The organism is Staphylococcus sp. FSL H8-0121, from assembly GCF_038008425.1.
In the GTDB taxonomy this organism is placed as follows: Bacteria; Bacillota; Bacilli; order Staphylococcales; family Staphylococcaceae; genus Staphylococcus; species Staphylococcus pasteuri.
In genome coordinates this window covers 323,752-344,680 of record NZ_JBBOZB010000002.1, presented here as the reverse complement: position 1 = coordinate 344,680, position 20,929 = coordinate 323,752, and the positions used below count along the sequence as shown (strand labels likewise).

Sequence of the window (20,929 nt, the reverse complement as noted above, 5' to 3'; positions counted from 1 at the left end):
AATGGCATTTCTGGATTATTAATTTAATGGCAAATTTAACACTAGTGTACGGGCTATATTGTGGGCTGTTTTAGTTAAAAGTTCATATCCGTTATCTAAAGCATTTTTAAGGTCGCTGGGTTGATTCATAATACTAAAGGCACTATCAATACCATAATCATAAACAGCTTCGTAGTTTTCTCCTAAACTTCCTCCAATGGCTATAACTGGAATATTGATTTGTTTTGACGCTTGAGCAACACCAATAGGCGTTTTACCTAATATTGTTTGATTATCAATTTTTCCTTCACCAGTTACTACAAGATTGGCATTTTCAATTCTAGATGTAAAACGGGTTTCTTCTAAGACAACATCAATGCCTTTAGTTAAATCTACATCTAGGAAAGCCAGTAATGCAGTCCCCATACCGCCAGCAGCACCTGCACCAGGTACATCTTTGACATCTTTTTCTAGTTGTAATTTTATCTTATCATGATAATGACTTAATGCGGTATCCAACTTTGGTATCATCTTTGCAGTTGCGCCTTTTTGAGGGCCATAAATGGCAGTAGCCCCATTGTCTCCTAGTAAAGGGTTAGTGACGTCACAAGCTACTTTAATTTCAACGTCTTTAAGTTTTGGATTTAACTGTGAAATATCTATATTATCTATATCAAGCAAATGAATGCCTCCTGGGGCAATACTATTATGATTTGAATCTGAAAATTTTACGCCTAATGCTTGTAACATGCCGACACCACCATCATTTGTAGCACTGCCACCAATGCCAAGTATAATTTTTTTAGCGCCTTGTTCTAAAGCATGATTGATAAGTTGTCCAGTACCATAAGAACTAGTTGTCATTGGATTTTTCTCATTCGTAGATAATAAATCTAACCCTGAAGCGGCTGCCATTTCAATGATCGCAGTTTGATTGTGTTGTGCATAAGCGTACCGTGCACATATATCTCTAAGGAGTGGATCTTTAACATCAACTTCAATAGTACTTGCCTTTAATGCTTCCATTAAAACTTCAGTAGTACCTTCACCACCATCGGCCATGGGAATCAGATCATAAACCGTTGAAGATGGTAATACTTTTGAAAAGCCTTGATGTATAGCTTCGGCTGCCTGTCTTGCAGACATACTTTCTTTAAAAGAATCTGGTGCGATGACTATTTTCATGAATCAACACTTCCTCATCGTTTTATTTATCTTTATTTTATAAGAGGTCAGGTTAAAACAAAAGACAAAATATAAGTATTTATATATGAGATAACGTTGCTACTATGGAAACGTCTATATGAAAATTTTATTATATAATAGTATAATAAAATAACTTAGTAATTATTAGGAGTAGGGAGAACAACCAGAAATGTACAACATGATAAAGTTTAGAATGAATGAATTATACGTTGGATGTATTTTCATTTTTTTATTTTATTTATTAATCAGTATATTAACGCCTTTGTCAGCAGATGATTTTAAATGGTCTGTTGTAAATAAAGCATCTAATTATAGAGAAATGATTGAATATACGGATGGAAGGTATTTATGTCATTTATTAGCAATGACAGCTATGAAGATTAATATTTTACGCTACATATTATATGCGATTATTTCATTTGGACTTGTCTATTTACTAGCACTAATACAGCAACAACAGCAACAACAGCAACAACAGCAACACTTCAATTTTTATATCGTAGTATCATTTATATTACTATTAATAATGCCAAGAGTGATTTACAGAGAAACATACGGGGGCTTTGATGGGTTTTTTAGATATGTGCCAAGTACTTTAATCTCTGTATTTATATTATTTATTGTCGTATTAACGATATATAAATTAGAAATGCTATCAACAAAATGGATAGTCTTATTCTTGATTTGTACATTGATAGGGCAATTTTTTGTAGAAAATATAACCCTTTACAATATATTGATATTACTTATTGGTAATATTGTATTTATGATAAGACATCGTAATTTTAATTATTATTTAATTATAGGTTTTATGTTGAGTTTAATTGGTGCCATGTTAATGTTTATCAATCCTATTTACATTAGCATTTATCGAGGAGGAGATAGTTATTTTTGTTTCTCAGATAAACTCGGGTTAAAGCATAAAATAGGTTATACATTGTTAAAGCAAATACCAGAATATATATTTATCGATCAATTTTTAATTGTAAGTATGATTGGATTTATCACAATTGGTTTTCTTATTAAAAATCAGTTGTTTGCTCATACGAAATTATATTGGAAGATACTTCTAATATTAAGTATAGCGATATTGCCTTTTTATAAACTTTTTGTTTATGATTTTCTTCAATTTAATCTATTAAAAGGTTCATTAGCGGTTGCGTTGCTAAACACATTCATATGTGGATGGTTTTTTATAGCATTAGTAATTTCAGTTCGTTTTATTTTTAAAGAACAAGTTATAAGGAATCTAGGTTATTATGCACTTGGATCGATACCACTGGTAACATTGCCGTTATTATTAGTATCTCCATTAGGGGCAGGTAATTTTTATACTATTTATGTATTGTGGTGTTTGTACTTATTATTATTAATTTCTCAATATAAAATACAGTGTCAGTCAATATGGATTGGTTTAAAAGGATTTTCTATAGCATTGGCATTTATTTTTATTGTTACAATGAGTGTGATATATTTTAATAATATTCAACGCATTGATGTGATAAACAAACAACTTGATACACATCGATACAAACATGTTGTCGTGTTAGAGAGGTTACCATTTGAAAATATCTTAAATAAGGCAACACCAACTTCTAATATGCAACACAAATCATTTAAAATGTATTATGATATACCTCAGAATGTTAAGCTGAAAATAGTACCTTATGGTTCAAGCTTGGCGAGACTTGAAGGAGATTAAGTATGAAATTAACTCAAACGCATATTGAGATTATTAAATTTATAATAGTCGGTGGCTTGAACACATTAAATTACTACATCGTTTATTTACTATTATTAAAATTACTAGATGTGAATTATTTAATTAGTCATATTACTGGATTTTTAGTTAGTTTCATCATTTCTTACTATTTAAATTGTTATTTTGTGTATAAAGTGAAACCAACATTACGTAAATTTATAAGTTTTCCACTGACACAAATTGTGAATATGGGAATGCAAACGTTACTATTATATGTTTTTGTACAGTGGTTTCATTTCCCGTCAGAAATTGCACCATTTGCGGGATTAATCATTACGATACCTATAACCTTTATTTTATCTAAATGGATATTAAAAGATTAATGCTAAAAATGAAATACATAATTAAAATAGACGGACATAAATCCCGAAATAAAAAGCACTAAGATGACCTATTTTGATGTGCACCCCAAAAGTTGGACTGAAAATCTAACTTTAGGGGGTGCATTTTTTATGGGTAAACATTATAAATTTGAAATCAAATTAAAAATAGTTCACGAATATTTAAATAGTAGTTTAGGATATAAGAGATTAACTAAAAAATATAATCTTTCTCATCATTCTTTACTTCAAAGATGGGTTAACCAGTATTTGGAATCGGGCCCAGAAGGATTAGATAAAAAAATGAAAAATAGCTCATATACTAGAGATTTTAAAGTATCTGTTTTAAGATTTAGACAAGAAAATCAATTGTCTTATCGAGAAACAGCGAATCATTTTAAAATTACCAATCCTGCTACATTAGCTCAATGGCAGCGTAAATTTGATGAAGAAGGTATTCTCGGTTTAGACAATAAACAGAAAGGACATCCTTCTAAAATGAAAAGAAAACATACAAAAGTTGAACATGAAAATCAGTTGCCTTTAAAAGAAGATGAACGCGAAGAATTAGAAAGACTTAGGAATGAAAATGAAATGTTGAAAGCAGGTATTGCTTATCAAAAAAAGTTACAAAGATTGACCCAACATTACGGAACCAAACATCCGAAAAAGTAAAGGTCATTAAAGAATTACATGAAATGAATCAATTTGGGTTAAGTCTTCTGTTTAAAGTTACGGAAATAGCTAAATCCGTGTATTACTACTGGATTAAACGTTTCAAAAAACCCAAAAAAGATATAGATATAGTTAAATCTATTAAGCAAATATGTAAAGAAAGCGATTATACTTATGGTTATCGTCGAGTTACTCAAGCATTAGTTAATAAAGGAATGACAGTCAATCATAAGAAAGTAAGACGAATTATGAAAGAACATCAATTAACATGTAAGAAATTTAATCATAAAACAAGAAAATACAATTCTTATAGAGGCACAATAGGTAAAGTAGCTAGAAATATATTAAAACGTCGTTTTAATACAGATCGACCTTATCAAAAAGTGGTTACAGACATTACAGAATTTAAATTACTTGATGGAACAAAGGCATATTTGTCACCTTTTATGGATTTATATAGCTTGGAAATCTTAAGTTATCGTATATCAAAGCGTCCTACTATAGATATTGTGATTGAACCTTTAAATGAATTACTAACTATGAGACCTCAACTTTTTTATCGAATGACAATTCATTCAGATCAAGGATGGCATTATCAAAATAGAAACTATATTGAGTCATTAAAAGAACATGATGTATTTCAAAGTATGTCTAGAAAAGGAAATTGCCTAGATAATGCCTCAATGGAAAACTTCTTTGGGTTATTAAAACAAGAAATGTATTATGGACAATCATTTGAAACATTCCAAGAATTAGAACAATCTATTCATAAATATATCAATTTTTATAACAATACAAGAATTAAAGCAAAATTAAAAGGCTTGTCTCCTAAGCAATATAGGAAACAAACCTTTAAAATAGTATACTAAACCAGAGTACAACTTTTGGGGTTCAGTACATTTTCATCATCTTAGTGCTTTCTTTTTGTCAATACTTCGTATTGTATGGCTACGCTATGCCCAACTTGCTTTGCTTGTAGAAACTGATTTAATCAGTTTCTCTGTGTTGGGTCCCTTCCCATGGTACAGTTTCAGCCAGAAATACTACACAGATAAATCTGTGAGAATTTCTAAGGTCTTCAACTAGTACTGTTCCCTCGGGAGTCTTGCCATAAATACTACGTATTTATATGTAATTTTATATTAAAAGACTAAAAAATAATGAAAAAGACAATTTCTATATTATTTCAATAAAAATCACTCTTTTCCACTTGTCCAAAAACTTAATGTTTCGGATACTTTTTCTTAACTGGATCTTGATGTTACCCTATGGTGTTTATTCTATAGAAAAGAGTTAATTTTTTAGGGAAGTCTAAAAAAATAATTAGCTTAATTATATAAAAAATATAGAAATTAAAAAACGTTGTAAAAATATTTTTTATGATTCATACTATGATTACTAAAGGAATTCAAGGTGGTCAAAGGTCATGTCTCAAAATGAAAATTTAAAGATTGCACAACGAGGTGCATATTTAAGTTTAGTCGTTTATATCATATTATCTATAGCAAAATATGTTACAGGATTCGTTTTTAATTCAGCTGCCGTGAGAGCCGATGCATTAAATAATATGACAGATATAGTTGTCTCTATTGCTGTGATTATTGGATTAAAAATATCAATTAAACCAGCTGATAGAAACCATCCATATGGCCATTTAAAATCAGAAAATATATCTACATTGTTGGTTTCATTTATAATCATGTTTGTAGGTATACAAGTTGTTATTGAAAATGCGCCAAGGCTTCTAACACAAGATAAAAATGTACCGAGTCCAATTACAATTTTAGTAAGTATTATAAGTGGTTTAATCATGCTAGGTGTATTTTTAGTGAATCAAAAATTAGCAAAGAAAACCAAAAGTAGTTCACTAAAATCAGCCGCTAAAGATAATTTATCTGACAGTTTAGTTAGTATAGGTACAGCAATTGGTTTGGTTTTCACTCAGATTGGCTTTCCAATCGTGGATATTATTTTAGCAACCTTACTAGGTTTGCTTATTATTTATACAGGATTTGGAATTTTTAGAGAGTCTATTTTTACATTGAGTGATGGATTTAATGAAAAAGATTTGGAAGAATACAGAAATGATATATTAGAAGTGGACGATGTGTTAGATGTTAGAAGTATTAAGGGACGTTATCATGGAAGTAGTATTTTCTTAGACGTTACGATAGTGGTAGAGCCCAATTTATCTATTAGTCAAGCACATTTAATTTGCGATAAAGTTGAAGATCATCTACATGAGAAGGGAATTTCTTCTGTATATGTACATCCTGAACCTAATATGAATGATAATTTAAGTAATGAGATACATAATTAAGTATAGAAATTTAAACAAAATAAGCGCCAAGCAGAAATCAACGTCGATTTCTGTTTGGCGCTTGTTATTATTTATATAAAGCAATCTTACCAATAACCGTTTGATTCACGGAAAGAAATAGCTGCATCAATTGAACCATAACGTTCTTTTGCGTAGTTAATCATACCTTTAGTTTGAGTAGCTACAGAACCATAGCCCCATGATTGGTTCGTTTGACCTAAACCATGATATTGTCCGTTTGAAGCATCTGGATCACCGCCAGATTCTGGCATTACTACGCTATCCCATAATTCTTTTGTGCCACCTGCTTCTATAAATTCTTTATAGACATCACTTGATGATTCACTGCTTGATGATGAATCTTCACTAGATGATGATTTACTCTCCGAACTAGTGCTTTGTGTAGACGTTTGAGTTGTTTGGTAATTTGAAGAAACTGATGAAGACTTATCTTGTTGTTGGTTACCAAACGATTGATTTTGTTGAGGAGAGCATTGTGAAGGTTGATTGTTTTCAGCTGCATGTGCTTGATGCGCTTCTAAACCTGTTGCTCCTATAGAAACTGTAGCGATAATTGCTAATATTGATTTTTTCATAATAGTTAACTCCTTTAGTGTGTGATTTCAATCAGACTTAAAAAATAATCCCAAGGATATGTGTCTGTTCATATTTGAATGTGTTGATTTCTTAAGGTGTGTTCATACTATATCATTTAAAGGTATTGCATAGGTTACATGAATATAAAAAGGTAATGACACACATTTTAGTTAGAATACAAGCATTTCAAATTTAAAAAGGAATATTTCAAAAGTTACAAAAGCTAAAGCAAACGTTATTGATTGAAAATCTACAAGTGCGTTCTATAATAAAGATATACAGTAAAAATATAAATAGAATCATGTCATCATTTAGTAATGAATGTCATCTATTTTATATTTAAATCATTAATTGTATCAACTAACATCCAAGTTAGTTCGTTATATAAATAGGAAGGTGTTAAATTATGCCAAAACTTATATTATGTCGTCACGGTCAAAGTGAATGGAATGCGAAAAATTTATTTACTGGTTGGGCAGATGTGAAATTATCTGAACAAGGAATTGAAGAAGCGACTACAGCAGGTAAAAAAGTATTAGAAAACCAATTAGAAATAGATGTTGCATATACTTCATTATTAACAAGAGCACTTGAAACAACACAACATATTTTAGCTCAATCTGAACAACAATGGATTCCTGTTAATAAAAGCTGGCGTTTGAATGAACGTCATTACGGCGCGTTACAAGGGTTAAATAAAGACGATGCTAAAGCGCAATTCGGTGAAGAACAAGTTCATCAATGGAGACGTTCTTATGATGTACAGCCACCAGCAGAAAGTGAAGAACAACGTAATGAATACCTAAAAAATAGAAGATATCGTCATTTAGATCATCGTATGATGCCATATTCTGAAAGTTTAAAAGATACTTTAGAACGTGTGGTGCCTATTTGGACAGATCAAATATCTCAACATTTATTAGATGGTAATACTGTACTTGTCTCAGCTCATGGTAATTCCATTAGAGCATTAATCAAATATTTAGAAAATGTTTCTGATGAAGATATTATTGGTTATGAAATTAAAACAGGTGCACCACTTGTTTACGAATTGACTGATGATTTAGAAGTTAAAGATAAATATTACTTATAAAATAAAAAATTAGGTCACTTACTGATGTTGAAAAGCATCAATAAGTGACCTTTTTTGTGGAGTAATTTAAATAAGAATTTAAGCATTTTATTATCTAACTTGATGCTTAGTATGATTAGAAATTAAATATATGAGCATTGCAAAAACAGATATGTCTAATTATTTTATTTTTTTATGTTGTTTAATAATTTTTAAAGCACGTTTTCTCGTTTTAATGTTTGGGCTGTTCAAATTACGGCGTGCAGTTTGTAAATCAGTTTTCATAAAATGACCTCCTTTATGTAGTAATATTATGAATTAAAGTTTCGAAAATGTAAATAGTAATTATTACGATTTGTAAGAAAAAATTAATTTTAAACTAATAAAATGCATATTGCATATAACTTATGTATAATGTTGTGATAATTGAAAAGGAAAGTAAGGAGGAATTAACGTGACACTTAAAGCAAAATTGGTAATGATTATTACGATGTTACTAGGCGGCTTTTTTGGTTTACTAAATGAAACATTATTAACAACAGCTCTACCTAGTATTATGAAAGATTTTGATATCCAATATTCACAAGTGCAATGGCTGACAACCGCCTTTTTATTAACGAACGGCATAGTCATTCCACTATCAGCTTTATTTATTCAAAGATATACCACTAGACAGGTCTTCTTAATAGCTATTTTAGTATTCTTTATTGGAACAATATTAGGTGGATTTAGTCCTAATTTCACTATTTTATTAATTGCAAGAATTATTCAAGCGTTAGGTTCAGGTATCATGATGCCCCTCATGATGACTAGTATTTTAAATATATTTGAACCACATGAACGCGGTAAGTATATGGGGATGTTTGGTTTAGTGATTGGTTTGGCACCGGCAATTGGTCCCACTTTATCAGGATATTTAGTTGAATATTTTAACTGGAGATCATTATTCCATGTTGTTGCGCCTATCGCGGCACTCGTATTTATTATCGCAATATTTACAGTTAAAAATGTAGGACAAATTGTTAAGGCCCCAATTGATGTATTGTCTATCATATTGTCTGTCTTAGGATTTGGAGGCTTACTGTATGGTACTAGTTCTATATCACACGATGGCTGGAACGATCCAATTGTATTAACCACTATTATTGGTGGCGTTATTTTAGTTGTGTTATTTATTTGGAGACAATCAAAACTCGAGGTCCCATTGTTAAACTTTGATGTTTTCAAAAATTCACAATTCGCAATTGGTATTTTAATTATGGCAGTAACGATGATTTCAATGATTGGTTCAGAAACTGTTTTACCTATGTTTGTCCAAAACTTACTAAATCGTACGCCTCTAGATTCTGGTTTAATTTTATTACCTGGTGCAATTGTAATGGCAATTATGTCATTTGCTTCAGGATCACTTTATGAAAAATTTGGTGCTAAACCTTTAGCATTAATAGGTATGTTAATTGTAGTCATCACAACTACTTACTTTGTTGTGATGGATGAAAATACAAGTTCGACAATGTTGGCAACGGTATATGGTATACGCATGATTGGTATTGCGCTTGGTTTAATGCCTGTCATGACACATACAATGAATCAATTGCCATATGAAATGAATGCACATGGTTCATCTATGACGAATACAGCTCAACAAATTGCCGGCTCAATAGGGACAGCAGTTTTAATTACAATCTTAAGCCAAGCTAGTAAAAACTATACGCCTAATATGAGTGATTATGATGGAATGAAACGCAGTGAAATGTTAGGTCAAATTAAAATAGATACAATGTTACATGGTTATCATGCTGGATTCTTATTTGCAGTTATTATTACAATAGTAAGTTTCTTATGTTCGTTTATGTTAAAAAGAAATGCTCAAACTCCAAATGATAAATAAGTGGTTGAAAGTTGAAATGACAGTAAGAATCACGAAACAAGTTATTGACTTCACACCCATTAAGGATTAAAATATTTTTATTCCGATTAGAATAATAAGGATAAGGGAGAAATGTTTAATGAAAAGACTATTATTTTGTGTCGTTGCATTAGTATTCGTACTAGCAGCATGTGGTAATAATTCTAGTAAAGACAGTAAATCAAGCAGTAAAGATGATAATACGATTAAAGTGGGTACAGAAGGTACATATGCACCATTCTCGTTCCACAATAAACAAGACAAATTAACTGGTTATGATATCGACGTTATTAAAGCAGTAGCTAAAGAAGAAGGACTTAAATTAAAATTTAATGAAACATCATGGGATTCTATGTTTGCTGGATTAGACGCAGGTCGTTTTGATGTTATAGCTAACCAAGTAGGTATTAATAAAGATAGAGAGAAAAAATATAAATTCTCTAATCCATATACTTATTCAAGCGCAGTGTTAGTAGTTCGTGATAACGAAAAGAATATTAAATCTTTTAATGATGTTAAAGGTAAAAAATTAGCACAAACATTTACTTCTAATTACGGTCAATTAGCAAAAGATAAAGGTGCTAAAATTACTAAAGTAGATGGTTTTAACCAATCTATGGATTTATTATTATCTAAACGTGTAGATGCTACATTTAATGATAGCCTATCTTATTTAGATTATAAAAAACAAAAGTCTAATGCTAAAATCAAAGCAATCAAAGGTGACGCAGAGAAAAATAAATCAGCATTTGCCTTCTCTAAAAAAGTTGATGATAAAACAGTTCAAAAATTCAACGATGGATTGAAAAAAATCGAAGAGAGTGGCGAACTTAAAAAAATAGGTAAGAAATGGTTTGGTCAAGATGTCTCTAAACCTGAATAGTGAGCAACTTCATGCATTAGACGCTGCAAAGCAAGCATTTGGACCAATGTTAGAAGGGTTAGTTAAATATTCTATCCCGATTACACTTGTTACATTCGTATTAGGTTTAATAATTGCCTTATTTACAGCATTAATGCGTATCTCTACAAGTAAATTTTTAAAAGGTGTAGCAAGAGTTTATGTATCGATTATTCGTGGTACACCGATGATTGTTCAATTATTTATTATATTTTATGGTATTCCGGAATTAGGCAGATTAATAACCAATGATGCTGATAATCAATGGACATTAGCTCCTGTTGTAGCAGCAATTATTGGTTTGTCACTCAATGTAGGTGCATATGCATCAGAAATCATTCGTGGCGGAATTATTTCTATACCAAAAGGTCAAACAGAAGCGGCATATTCAATCGGAATGAATTACCGCCAAACTGTGCAACGTATTATTTTACCGCAAGCGATAAGAGTCTCCATCCCTGCACTAGGTAATACGTTCTTAAGCCTAATTAAAGATACATCTCTATTAGGATTTATCTTAGTGGCTGAAATGTTCCGTAAAGCTCAAGAAGTAGCTTCAACAACTTATGAATATTTAACAATTTATATTCTTGTTGCATTAATGTATTGGGTAATTTGTTTCATTATATCTGTAATCCAAAGTTTTTATGAATCATACATTGAAAGAGGGTATCGCTCATGATTGAATTATCGAATATTCATAAATCATTTAATCAAACAGAAGTGATTAAAGGTATTGATTTAAAAGTAGATCAGGGCGAAGTTGTGACATTAGTTGGACGTTCCGGTTCAGGTAAAACGACTCTTTTACGTATGATGAATGCACTTGAAATTCCTACTGAAGGAACAGTTTATGTAAATGGCAAGACATACACTGAAAAGGATAAAAAGTCACAAATAGAAGTTAGAAAACAATCTGGAATGGTATTTCAAAGTTATAATCTATTTCCGCACAAAACAGCATTAGAAAATGTGATGGAAGGTTTAGTCACAGTTAAAAAGCAAAGTAAATCAGAAGCTAAAAATAAAGCGTTAGATTTACTTGAAAAAGTTGGTTTAACCCACGTTAAAGATCAACGACCACATGCATTGTCTGGTGGACAACAACAACGTGTAGCGATAGCAAGAGCATTAGCTATGAATCCTAAAGTGATGTTGTTTGACGAACCAACATCAGCATTAGACCCTGAACTTGTTAATGACGTGTTGAAAGTTATTAAAGATTTAGCACAAGAAGGTATGACAATGGTTATTGTCACTCACGAAATGCGATTTGCGAAAGAAGTTTCAAATCAAATAGTGTTTATTCATGAAGGTAAAATTGGTGAACAAGGTTCCCCAGAAGATATCTTCAATCATCCGAAAACGGACGAACTTAAACGCTTTTTAAATGTAATACAATAAATGACGATATAGAAAACCCAGTGAATTTAATTTCACTGGGTTTTTATATGTTATTAAGTTGGAAATAAACGTGCTATTTTCTTTTTTCAAGAAGTTCTTTTACTTGATAGAATACTGGTTTAATAGGTTTGATGAAGTCGCCAATATATTCATAGACATCAGCATTGAAGCCTTCTTTAAAGCGTTGCACACCAAAATCTTCAGCATTTTCACTAAAGTCGCCAGTGATACCATAGAAATTATAGCGATCAATGTTATGTTCTTTAGCGAATTTAATCATTTCCCATTGTAAACGATATGCACCCATATAAGGGTTATATTTTGGATTAGAACCACTTGATAAATAATATACTTCATGGTCATTATAAATATATATTGCAGCAGCTAAATTCAATACTTGGCCTTCTTGAGCAATTTCATCTTTTGTCTGATTGATTTTTCTTTCATTACTATCATGTTGTTGTTTAACTTGAGTATGTTTCGTTTTGTTTTTCTTAGAATTAGGATTTTCTTGTAACGCTGTTTCTACTTCTTGAAGTTGTTTTGATAATTCTTTATGTTTATCTTCTAGAGTAGTGAGATATTCTTGCAAATCAATATAAGCAAGTTTCAACATAGCTTGATCTTCGTATGTCTTTTGTAGCTCTTCGAAATAAGGTTTTTCACGGAATTTGAAACCGTGTTTTTCTTCTGCCATTCTGAACAAATCAAAGAACGTATCTGTTTCTTCAATAGGTAACGTTCTTACTTTAACACCCATTTCGTAAGTCTTTTTAATATTACGACGTGTTTGATAATCCATTTCTTTCATCAATTGATCTTCAGTTTTATCTTTTAAATCTAATACAGAAAGCCAACGAATTTGACTCATTGAATCATATCCAACAGTATAACCTTGATGTTTATAACCTAGGTCTTCCATTGTTTTAACAAATGCACGGTTATCGTAAGATGTTAAAATTTCACCGTCAGCATTTCTAACATTTTCAAGAATATATGGGTCAACAAGTACATATAAACAATTGTGTTTTTTTAAATATGATGTTAAAGATTTAAAGAAGAAACGAACAAGTGATAAGTTTTTGAAGTCCATCACTGGTCCTCGGTGTGTATAAAAATATTTAAAGAATTTTAACGTACGTGCTTCTGTTAAAAGACAAGCAGCGATAACTTCATCTTGATCGTCTTTTACGCCGACAAGATGGACGTCTCCTTTCATCTCACTACGATTATCGTAATGGATACTTGATTGTGTATAATGTGATAAATGTTCGGCTGTAAATTTACCGAACTCCTCTGATGTTAAGTTAACAAATTTCAATATATATCTTCCCCTCTAGAAATAGAACTATTAAATGAATCGTTAATATTTATATTATCAAATTCCTGCAATCATTACACATCATAACATAAAAAATAGCGTCATACTTTTGTATGATATAACAAATACTAAGTATTTAATTAAATTAAAAAAATCCTTTAAAAACGTTATTTTTACGTTAATTATTACTGTGATGCTATGAATTCTGTGATAAAATTTAAAGTGAAAGATGACACGGATTTAAAACAAGATTTCATATAAAGTGATTCATATTATCGGGAGTGAATATATTGAAGAAGATAGTGGCAGTTATTGCTGTATTGACGCTTGTATTAGTTGGATGTAGTAGCGGTAAGTATACTGACAAAATTGATAAAGCAGTTAAATTACAAGAAAAGAAACAATCAAAAATAGCTAAAAGAGATGCTGGCGACGAAGTTAAACACTTTGATAAAAAGGACGCTAACATCTATGTGTACGATAAAGGGAAATATGTCATTTTGGCTTATAAACCTTTAAATGATGATGAAGAAGTACATTACTACACTTATGAATTTAAAGGCAAGAAAGCTAAATATAAAGAAAATTTCAATTCAAAAGGTTATTATCAACAACATGATCCTGATTACAAAGAAGAAAATATGCATTAGCTATTAGTTATAAGGAGCAACAATGAAAAAGTTAATAGGAATAATAAGCGCATGTTTAATTGTTGTGTTAATTAGTGGTTGCGGGAAAGAACAAGAAAAAGCACCCGAGGCAACAAAAGATGGCAAACCACTTATCGTCATTTATGGTGACTTTAAATGCCCTTACTGTAAAAAAGTAGAGAAAAATGTCATGCCTAAACTTAAAGACCATTTTTTAGACAAAAATAAAGCTAAAATTAAATATGTAAATATGGCATTTTTAGGTAAAGACTCAATTATAGGATCCCGAGCAGGGCATGCTGTCCAACAAATTGCCCCTAAATCTTATTTAGAATTTCAAAAATTAATGTTCGAACACCAAAAAGATGAAAAGAAACAGTGGATTACTGAAAAGGTGGTTGACCAACAAATTAATCATCTTAATATTACCTCAGATCAAAAAGAGAAAATCAAAGAGGAATATAAAACCAAGAATAGTCAATCATGGAAAGCAGCTTTAAAAGATAAAAAAGATACCAAAGAACATCATATTTCTACAGCACCTACAGTATTTATAAAAGGAAAGAAAATTGAAGATCCATATCATTTCAAAGAATATGATAAAGTCTTAAAAGAGAATTAATATTGAACTGCTAACAAAGCGTCCTGCTTTGCTAGCAGTTTTTTATATATCAAAAATAAATTGAGTATTCGAATAAATAAATTTAAATATACATAAAGACATAATAAGTATATAAAAGTATAATCAGGTACTTGTTTTTTAAAGAAAGAAGGTATATAATCATTAATCGTAATAATTACTATTTAGGAGAAGCGATATGAAAAAAAATCTAAGTTTATTAATTCTTATTCCTCTAATGATATTTGCACTAGCAGCCTGCAGCAACGATAGTGTTAACAACAAAGGAGATAAGCTCAAAGTTAGCACGACGGTATATCCACTTAAGTCGTTTACAGAACAAATTGGTGGAAAGCATGTTGATGTAAAATCAATTTATCCAGCAGGTACTGATTTACATAGTTATGAACCAACACAAAAAGACATGTTGAATGCAGCTAAATCAGATTTATTCATCTATACAGGCGATGATTTAGATCCAGTCGCAAAAAAAGTAGCTTCAACAATCAAAAATGATAATAAAAAATTATCTCTACAAGATAAAATTAGCAAGAACGATTTATTAGCAGATCACCATCATCACGAGGGTGAAGAGGCACATCATGGAGAAGAAGAACACCATCATGGTAAATATGATCCACATATTTGGTTAGATCCAAAAATGGACCAAACATTTGCTAAAGAAATTAAAGACCAACTTGTGAAAAAAGATCCAGATCATAAAGAATATTATGAAAAGAACTATAAGAAATTAAATAAAGATTTAGAGAATATTGATAAAAATATGAAAGATGCTACTAAAGGTAAAAAAGGTAATGCAGTATTTATATCACATGAATCTTTAGGTTACTTATCTAATAGATATGGATTTAAACAAGTAGGTGTACAAAATATGAGTGCTGAAGATCCATCTCAAAAAGATTTAACTAACATAGTAAAAGAAATTAAAAAGAATAAAGTGGAATATATTTTATATGAAGAAAATGTATCAAATAAAATCACTGAAACGATTCGAAAAGAAACTGATGCTAAACCATTGAAATTTAATAATATGGAATCAGTAACAAAAGAACAACAAAATGAAAAAGGACTATCTTATCAATCCCTAATGAAAGAAAATATTAAAAATATTAAAAAAGCATTAGATAGTAAGATTAAAGTCAAAGACGATGAGCACGAGCATCATCACTAATAGATTTACCCCCTAAACCTATATTAAGCACTTTAAAAGTTAGCCAAGCATTTAACTTTTGAAGTGCTTTTTTAATAAATAAATTCTTTAGTAACTATTTCTATATTTTGCTATGATTAAACTGGTTAAAACATAATGAATTAGGAGATGGACTATGACTATTAACATTGATAAAAATAAAATTATTTTTTCAAGAACATTTAAAGGTACAATACATGAAGTGTTCAATGCCTATACTCAAGAGGATTTATTTAAGCAATGGTTTCACCCTGCAGGCGCTTCAACTGAAGTATTTGAATTTAATGTCGAAGAAGGTGGGCACGCGTTTTTCGCAATTCATACACCTAGCGTAACAAGTTACACTTTGTCAGAGTATAAAAAAGTTGAGAAACCGAATTATATAGAGTATTTAGACTTCTTTGCTACACCTGATGGGGAAAAGGATACAAGTATGCCAGGTATGCATATTGTTATCGAATTTAACGAAGAAAAACCCAATCAAACAACAGTAACATCGACGTCAGTCTTCCCAACAGAAGATGCTGCTCAACAAGCGCTTGATATGGGTGTTGAACAAGGTATGAATTCAACATTAGATCAACTAGAAAAATTATTAGAATCATAATTGTTAACGAATTGTACCATTTAGTGTTGGATGAGTGATGTATAATATAGGTATAAACAAATCAAAGAAGAGGTAGATTTTAAATGAAGAAAAGATATCTTATTGTATTAGTATTATACTCATTAACACATTTAGTCTCAGCTATAACTGTTAGTTCAAAATGTATATCTAATCGTTATTTACGCTTTGTATTAAGAACATTATTAGGATATGGTATTTTTGCTACAGGATTACATTACTTTGCTAAATTAAAAAGAAAAGCAAAATAATGTATTAATTACTAAATATAAGAATATTAGCTACCTACGTCATAGTTGTTGATGTAGGTAGTATTTTTTGATATTTATTAAAGTGAAAAGTAGTTTAATAATAGTGAAACTTTAATTTTTAGTAGATTTGCCTCTATTTTTTATCTTTAATTCCACATATAATAAGTGTGGTTAGAATAAAGAGTGAGATATTTATGGAGGATAGAAATGATAGAAAATCGTAAAAGCACTAAGGATACATATGTGACGAAAGAGATTATAGAAACAATCGTCGGCCAAACACAAATGAAAGAAGTGATGGCTGATAAAACACCTATGAGATATGCTTTAAAATCAATGATGGCTGGTTTTTTGTTAGCCATTGTTACTGTGTTTATGCTTGCCATTAAAACACAATTTGCATCTACACATATTGATGGGTTGATTAATTTATTAGGTGCTATTGCATTTAGTTTAGCCTTAGTATTAATCGTATTGACCAATTCAGAATTACTTACTAGTAACTTTACGTATTTAACTGTAGGTTGGTATTATAAAGCGATTCGCTTAAATAAGATGATTTGGATATTTACATTTTGTTTTATTGGCAACATTATTGGGGGCATCATTTTATTTTTCTTAATGAAATATGCACATATTATGACTCCAGAAATGACAAGTGCATTAACCGAAACAGTACATAAGAAAACAGAAGCGTCCACATGGTTAACTATTCTAGTTAAAGGTATTTTCTGTAATTTCTTCATTAATATTGGAATATTTGTTTCTATGCAATTTAAAGAAGGATTGGCTAAAGCGTTCTTTATTGCATGTGGCGTTGTTGTTTTTGTATTCATGGGATATGAACACGTTGTTTTCAATGCAGGACTATTTTCAGGGATGTTATTTTTTAATATAGATGCCTTATCAGGTTTAGGTGTTTTGAAAAATATCGTATTTGCTTTAATTGGTAACTACATTGGTGGCGGTATTTTTGTAGGATTAGTCTATGCGTATCTAAATGGCCAAAGAAATCAATTAAAATAAATTGATAATAAAGCGTAAGCGTTCATAATAAACATTGAACGACTTATGCTTTTTTTAGAAATTAATGTAAGCTGAATCAAGTTAATTGACTATATACTCATTTCTTTTTACGCTTAAAATCATGAAATGAGAAAAATGGGGACGTGAATAAGATGAGTAATTTCAATATAAGAATTGCAAACGAGAAAGACACTAAGGAAATTCACCAATTAATGTATGATGCTTTTACACCTTTAAGAGAATTAGGTATAGATTGGCCATCAGTCAATGCTAGCGTTGAAATGGTCAAAGATAATATCAAGAATAATACAACTTTCGTATTAGAATTAGATAATACAATTATTTCAACAATTACGGTTCGTTATCCGTGGGGAAGTGTTAGAAGTATTTCTGGCTATCCGTTTGTATGGTGGTTTGCAACTAAACCAGAATTTGATGGACTAGGCTATGGAAGTCAGTTATTGAAATATGTAGAAGAAGATTTTTTAAGAGATACATTAAAAGCAGCAGCGGTGACATTAGGTACGTCAGCACGTTTACATCCATGGTTATTAAGTATTTATGAAAAAAGAGGCTATGAAATTTATGCAAAGCATGAAAATGACGATGGAGATTTAGGCGTTATCATGAGAAAAATTTTAATTCCAGAACGCTTTGAAGAAAAAATATTAGGACAACCGCCATTTTAAAATTCAAAAGCTCGGAACTGACATGTTCCGAACTGATTTGTCACTAGTTCATGATAAAGTGCTTTAGAATCTTTATTCATTTTGGATTCATAATTTTGAAAACTCTTTTTCCATACAAATGTATAAGGCGTTTGATTTTGTAAAAGCCACATCATTCGTATACTATCGTTAAGTAATTATTCTATTTTACTACCAGAAAATACAAATTGTGTATAGTCATATAAAATGACTTTCAACATTATTTTAGGATGATATGATGTGTCTCCACGATGATGTTTGAATTCATCGAATTCATTATGTGGAATAGTTTCAACGATTTTATTAACATGTCGTGACATATCATTTGTGGGGATAAGAACTGAAGTTTCCATTAGTAGTGTAAGTTGAGTCATGTTATGATCTTTATACATAAGGTATCTCGTTAAGTTTGTTTAGTGATGTTTATTAAATTATACGAAGGGGTCTTATTTTTTTAAATTGTTTTGATGTAAAATTACATATAAATACGATGTATTTTGGCGAGACTCTTGAGTGAACAGGACAAGCTGAAGACTACAGGCTGAAGCTGTCCCCTAAGAAAGCGAGCCGATAATACGAAGTATTATAAATAAAGAAGCCAGTAAATGAGTTTTTTGGATAAACTCATTTACTGGCTATTTTTCTAGGATTTATGTCCTAGTTTCTTTTAATATTTATTTCTTATCTACTTTATAATCAATTAAATAGATTGATTCTGGTGTAACATTAAAGTTTTTAACATTTTTACTTACGCCATCAATTTGATCATTATAAGTAATATAACTATTTGGAATATCTTTGTTAGATGTTCTCAAAATGTTATTAGTCATTTGTTCACGTTGAGATTGACCAAATGTTTGATTAAGTTGTTTGATTTGTTGAGTGACTTCTTTATTATCATAGTTTCCTTTATTATTAGCACCTTTTGGTAAATAAGCAGTGTTAAAGAAGTAACCAGTATCTCCTCTAGGGACAGTTAAATAACTATACATCGATGCATCCCAAGCATTTTTATCTTTCAAGTAACCTTCAATATCATCTACATTTCGAAGTTTTACATCAATATTAGCTTTTTTAGCTTCAGACTGAATGACTTGTCCAATTTTAGGTAATTCTGGTCGACCATCATAAGTTACCATATTTATTTTTAATGGATGAGATTTAGAGTATCCTTCTTTAGCCAATAATTTTTTAGCTTTGTTAATATCTTGAGGTTGAACTTTACCTTCATCAATATTTTTCAATCTACTATTGAAAGGTCCAGATGCCGGTTTAGCATAATTTTTTGAAATAGTTTTCGCTATTTCTTTACGATTGATGACTGAATCAAAGGCCTCACGAACATTTTTATTCATTTTTTTACTGTCATGGTTATAAAGTAATAAATGAGTTCGGAAACCTGAAGTACTTTGGATATTTGCTTTATTAGATTTCTTTACATCATTGACTTGATCGATTGGTACGTCTGTTGTTAAGTCAGATTTGCCAGATAGTAAGTGACTAACACGAGTGTTACCATCTTCATGATAAGTGACGTTAATTTTACTTAATCTAGGGTTACCTTGCCAATAATCTTTGAATTTTGATAGTTCAATTTTTTGTGAACGTTTATAATTGTCAATTTTATAAGGACCTGTACCAACAGGTTGATCAGCGACTTTTTCTTTTGCTTTCGTATCATAAATAGCAGCAAATGGACTAGCAAGTTCTGATTTTAATTCAGGATAAGGTTCTTTTGTTTTGATAGTCACTTTTTGACCTTTAGCAGTAATGTTATCTATTGGTAATGAACCTCTTAATAAATCACTCTTTTCTATACCTTGTTCAAGACTTCGTTTCACTGCATCACCAGTTAATTTATGACCATTTTGGAATTTGATGTTGTCTTTAAGTGTAAGTGTTAATGTGTCATTAGATTTTTGTTTGTATGATTTCACTAACAAAGGTTTCACTTTACCGTCTTTAGACATTTTAAATAAAGATTCTAATGCTCCAACTTTGACAGGTACGTCAGTTTCATAAGGCGCAATAGATGTTGTTTTTAAGGGTATCTCAACATTTAAAGTATCCTTTTTAGAAGCGTTATTATTACTACAGCTCGCTAAAATAAAAGATACAATAATAATTAAAAAGGTAAATCTTTTCATGAACATATCTCCTCTCTAATATGAAAATAGATTAAGTTGTTAATTAATAATTAGGTGCGAATCATTATGTATATGACTATTCATTTAGAATAGTGATTACTTGTGTAATATATTAACAACCAACTATTCAATTATATATCTTATTTCATGTAAAATAAATCTTTATTCATAGCTTTTTATAAGACCAAAAAACCTATATAAATAATACTTGTTATATAAGGGGATTCC

21 protein-coding genes and 2 pseudogenes are annotated in these 20,929 nt (G+C 30.4%); 17 read left to right on the top strand and 6 right to left on the bottom strand.

Annotated features, from left to right (window positions below; all coding sequences use genetic code 11):
- Window positions 1-18 precede the first annotated feature (18 nt).
- A complete protein-coding gene (locus LFT63_RS07190; protein WP_029056151.1) occupies window positions 19-1,164 on the bottom strand; it encodes a glycerate kinase in 1,146 nt (381 codons plus the stop codon).
- Window positions 1,165-1,354: 190 nt separating this feature from the next.
- Here LFT63_RS07190 and LFT63_RS07185 point away from each other — a divergent pair, with 190 nt between their 5' ends.
- The 5 genes from LFT63_RS07185 to LFT63_RS07165 all read left to right on the top strand — a co-directional run bounded on the left by LFT63_RS07185 (window position 1,355) and on the right by LFT63_RS07165 (window position 6,262).
- Complete coding sequence (locus tag LFT63_RS07185) at window positions 1,355-2,887, top strand: hypothetical protein (protein ID WP_340768487.1); 1,533 nt, start codon at window positions 1,355-1,357, stop codon at window positions 2,885-2,887.
- A gap of 2 nt (window positions 2,888-2,889) precedes the next feature.
- The gene (locus LFT63_RS07180) at window positions 2,890-3,270 is read left to right on the top strand and encodes a GtrA family protein (protein WP_017637712.1); all 381 of its coding nucleotides are present in this window, start codon (window positions 2,890-2,892) and stop codon (window positions 3,268-3,270) included.
- Between the two features lie 129 nt (window positions 3,271-3,399).
- On the top strand, window positions 3,400-3,942 hold the full coding sequence (locus tag LFT63_RS07175) for a helix-turn-helix domain-containing protein (RefSeq protein WP_225880630.1): 543 nt from the start codon (window positions 3,400-3,402) through the stop codon (window positions 3,940-3,942).
- Between the two features lie 23 nt (window positions 3,943-3,965).
- Window positions 3,966-4,811 carry an IS3 family transposase gene (locus tag LFT63_RS07170; protein WP_244971544.1) on the top strand — a complete coding sequence of 282 codons (846 nt, stop codon included), beginning with the start codon at window positions 3,966-3,968 and terminating at the stop codon, window positions 4,809-4,811.
- A 557-nt stretch (window positions 4,812-5,368) separates the two neighbouring features.
- Window positions 5,369-6,262 carry a cation diffusion facilitator family transporter gene (locus LFT63_RS07165; protein WP_017637713.1) on the top strand — a complete coding sequence of 298 codons (894 nt, stop codon included), beginning with the start codon at window positions 5,369-5,371 and terminating at the stop codon, window positions 6,260-6,262.
- Between the two features lie 86 nt (window positions 6,263-6,348).
- On the opposite strand, the gene LFT63_RS07160 is transcribed toward LFT63_RS07165, so the two are convergent.
- Window positions 6,349-6,858, bottom strand: a complete 510-nt coding sequence (locus LFT63_RS07160) for a hypothetical protein (RefSeq protein WP_029056305.1) — start codon at window positions 6,856-6,858, stop codon at window positions 6,349-6,351.
- A gap of 407 nt (window positions 6,859-7,265) precedes the next feature.
- Between LFT63_RS07160 and LFT63_RS07155 the strand changes: the two genes are divergently transcribed.
- Window positions 7,266-7,952, top strand: coding sequence for a 2,3-diphosphoglycerate-dependent phosphoglycerate mutase (locus LFT63_RS07155; protein WP_029056306.1), 687 nt, complete (start codon window positions 7,266-7,268; stop codon window positions 7,950-7,952).
- Window positions 7,953-8,111: 159 nt separating this feature from the next.
- Here the strand turns inward: LFT63_RS07155 and LFT63_RS07150 are convergent, their stop codons facing one another.
- Window positions 8,112-8,216 carry a putative metal homeostasis protein gene (locus tag LFT63_RS07150; protein WP_017637716.1) on the bottom strand — a complete coding sequence of 35 codons (105 nt, stop codon included), beginning with the start codon at window positions 8,214-8,216 and terminating at the stop codon, window positions 8,112-8,114.
- Window positions 8,217-8,385: 169 nt separating this feature from the next.
- Between LFT63_RS07150 and LFT63_RS07145 the strand changes: the two genes are divergently transcribed.
- The 4 genes from LFT63_RS07145 to LFT63_RS07130 all read left to right on the top strand — a co-directional run bounded on the left by LFT63_RS07145 (window position 8,386) and on the right by LFT63_RS07130 (window position 12,145).
- Window positions 8,386-9,822 carry an MDR family MFS transporter gene (locus tag LFT63_RS07145; protein ID WP_017637717.1) on the top strand — a complete coding sequence of 479 codons (1,437 nt, stop codon included), beginning with the start codon at window positions 8,386-8,388 and terminating at the stop codon, window positions 9,820-9,822.
- 118 nt (window positions 9,823-9,940) lie between these two features.
- A complete protein-coding gene (locus LFT63_RS07140; protein WP_017637718.1) occupies window positions 9,941-10,723 on the top strand; it encodes a transporter substrate-binding domain-containing protein in 783 nt (260 codons plus the stop codon).
- Window positions 10,704-11,423: an amino acid ABC transporter permease gene (locus LFT63_RS07135; protein WP_017637719.1), complete on the top strand. Its 720-nt coding sequence runs from the start codon at window positions 10,704-10,706 to the stop codon at window positions 11,421-11,423. The genes LFT63_RS07140 and LFT63_RS07135 overlap by 20 nt, the downstream gene beginning before the upstream one ends.
- Window positions 11,420-12,145 (top strand): amino acid ABC transporter ATP-binding protein, encoded by a 726-nt coding sequence (locus LFT63_RS07130; protein WP_017637720.1) that lies wholly within the window; start codon window positions 11,420-11,422, stop codon window positions 12,143-12,145. Before LFT63_RS07135 ends, LFT63_RS07130 begins: the two co-directional genes overlap by 4 nt.
- 73 nt (window positions 12,146-12,218) lie before the next feature.
- On the opposite strand, the gene LFT63_RS07125 is transcribed toward LFT63_RS07130, so the two are convergent.
- Window positions 12,219-13,466, bottom strand: coding sequence for an aminoacyltransferase (locus tag LFT63_RS07125; RefSeq protein WP_029056307.1), 1,248 nt, complete (start codon window positions 13,464-13,466; stop codon window positions 12,219-12,221).
- Between the two features lie 290 nt (window positions 13,467-13,756).
- On the opposite strand from LFT63_RS07125, the gene LFT63_RS07120 reads away from it, so the two are divergent.
- The 7 genes and pseudogenes from LFT63_RS07120 (at window position 13,757) to LFT63_RS07090 (ending at window position 18,536) form a co-directional block, all read left to right on the top strand.
- Entirely contained in the window at window positions 13,757-14,116 is a 360-nt protein-coding gene (locus LFT63_RS07120; protein WP_017637722.1) for a DUF4467 domain-containing protein, read from the top strand.
- 22 nt (window positions 14,117-14,138) lie between these two features.
- Window positions 14,139-14,738 carry a thioredoxin domain-containing protein gene (locus tag LFT63_RS07115; protein ID WP_029056308.1) on the top strand — a complete coding sequence of 200 codons (600 nt, stop codon included), beginning with the start codon at window positions 14,139-14,141 and terminating at the stop codon, window positions 14,736-14,738.
- 196 nt (window positions 14,739-14,934) lie between these two features.
- Window positions 14,935-15,924: pseudogene (locus LFT63_RS07110) on the top strand (metal ABC transporter solute-binding protein, Zn/Mn family); the annotation flags it as partial.
- Window positions 15,925-16,081: 157 nt separating this feature from the next.
- Entirely contained in the window at window positions 16,082-16,552 is a 471-nt protein-coding gene (locus tag LFT63_RS07105) for an SRPBCC family protein (protein ID WP_017637725.1), read from the top strand.
- 83 nt (window positions 16,553-16,635) lie between these two features.
- The gene (locus LFT63_RS07100; RefSeq protein ID WP_017637726.1) at window positions 16,636-16,821 is read left to right on the top strand and encodes a hypothetical protein; all 186 of its coding nucleotides are present in this window, start codon (window positions 16,636-16,638) and stop codon (window positions 16,819-16,821) included.
- A 207-nt stretch (window positions 16,822-17,028) separates the two neighbouring features.
- Window positions 17,029-17,847, top strand: a complete 819-nt coding sequence (locus LFT63_RS07095; protein ID WP_340768473.1) for a formate/nitrite transporter family protein — start codon at window positions 17,029-17,031, stop codon at window positions 17,845-17,847.
- 152 nt (window positions 17,848-17,999) lie between these two features.
- Window positions 18,000-18,536: a GNAT family N-acetyltransferase gene (locus LFT63_RS07090; protein WP_029055756.1), complete on the top strand. Its 537-nt coding sequence runs from the start codon at window positions 18,000-18,002 to the stop codon at window positions 18,534-18,536.
- A gap of 32 nt (window positions 18,537-18,568) precedes the next feature.
- Here the strand turns inward: LFT63_RS07090 and LFT63_RS07085 are convergent.
- A pseudogene (locus LFT63_RS07085) lies at window positions 18,569-18,946 on the bottom strand (transposase); the annotation flags it as partial.
- 282 nt (window positions 18,947-19,228) lie between these two features.
- Window positions 19,229-20,701 (bottom strand): nickel ABC transporter substrate-binding protein, encoded by a 1,473-nt coding sequence (gene nikA, locus LFT63_RS07080; RefSeq protein ID WP_017637730.1) that lies wholly within the window; start codon window positions 20,699-20,701, stop codon window positions 19,229-19,231.
- Window positions 20,702-20,929 lie beyond the last annotated feature (228 nt).

Excerpts from the sequence above, each read along its gene's own strand:
- LFT63_RS07190 (WP_029056151.1), bottom strand. The coding sequence starts at position 1,164 with ATGAAAATAGTCATCGCACCAGATTCTTTTAAAGAAAGTATGTCTGCA.
- LFT63_RS07185 (WP_340768487.1), top strand. The coding sequence starts at position 1,355 with ATGTACAACATGATAAAGTTTAGAATGAATGAATTATACGTTGGATGT.
- LFT63_RS07180 (WP_017637712.1), top strand. The coding sequence starts at position 2,890 with ATGAAATTAACTCAAACGCATATTGAGATTATTAAATTTATAATAGTC.
- LFT63_RS07175 (WP_225880630.1), top strand. The coding sequence starts at position 3,400 with ATGGGTAAACATTATAAATTTGAAATCAAATTAAAAATAGTTCACGAA.
- LFT63_RS07170 (WP_244971544.1), top strand. The coding sequence starts at position 3,966 with ATGAATCAATTTGGGTTAAGTCTTCTGTTTAAAGTTACGGAAATAGCT.
- LFT63_RS07165 (WP_017637713.1), top strand. The coding sequence starts at position 5,369 with ATGTCTCAAAATGAAAATTTAAAGATTGCACAACGAGGTGCATATTTA.
- LFT63_RS07160 (WP_029056305.1), bottom strand. The coding sequence starts at position 6,858 with ATGAAAAAATCAATATTAGCAATTATCGCTACAGTTTCTATAGGAGCA.
- LFT63_RS07155 (WP_029056306.1), top strand. The coding sequence starts at position 7,266 with ATGCCAAAACTTATATTATGTCGTCACGGTCAAAGTGAATGGAATGCG.
- LFT63_RS07150 (WP_017637716.1), bottom strand. The coding sequence starts at position 8,216 with ATGAAAACTGATTTACAAACTGCACGCCGTAATTTGAACAGCCCAAAC.
- LFT63_RS07140 (WP_017637718.1), top strand. The coding sequence starts at position 9,941 with ATGAAAAGACTATTATTTTGTGTCGTTGCATTAGTATTCGTACTAGCA.
- LFT63_RS07135 (WP_017637719.1), top strand. The coding sequence starts at position 10,704 with ATGTCTCTAAACCTGAATAGTGAGCAACTTCATGCATTAGACGCTGCA.
- LFT63_RS07130 (WP_017637720.1), top strand. The coding sequence starts at position 11,420 with ATGATTGAATTATCGAATATTCATAAATCATTTAATCAAACAGAAGTG.
- LFT63_RS07115 (WP_029056308.1), top strand. The coding sequence starts at position 14,139 with ATGAAAAAGTTAATAGGAATAATAAGCGCATGTTTAATTGTTGTGTTA.
- LFT63_RS07105 (WP_017637725.1), top strand. The coding sequence starts at position 16,082 with ATGACTATTAACATTGATAAAAATAAAATTATTTTTTCAAGAACATTT.
- LFT63_RS07100 (WP_017637726.1), top strand. The coding sequence starts at position 16,636 with ATGAAGAAAAGATATCTTATTGTATTAGTATTATACTCATTAACACAT.
- LFT63_RS07095 (WP_340768473.1), top strand. The coding sequence starts at position 17,029 with ATGATAGAAAATCGTAAAAGCACTAAGGATACATATGTGACGAAAGAG.
- LFT63_RS07090 (WP_029055756.1), top strand. The coding sequence starts at position 18,000 with ATGAGTAATTTCAATATAAGAATTGCAAACGAGAAAGACACTAAGGAA.
- nikA (WP_017637730.1), bottom strand. The coding sequence starts at position 20,701 with ATGAAAAGATTTACCTTTTTAATTATTATTGTATCTTTTATTTTAGCG.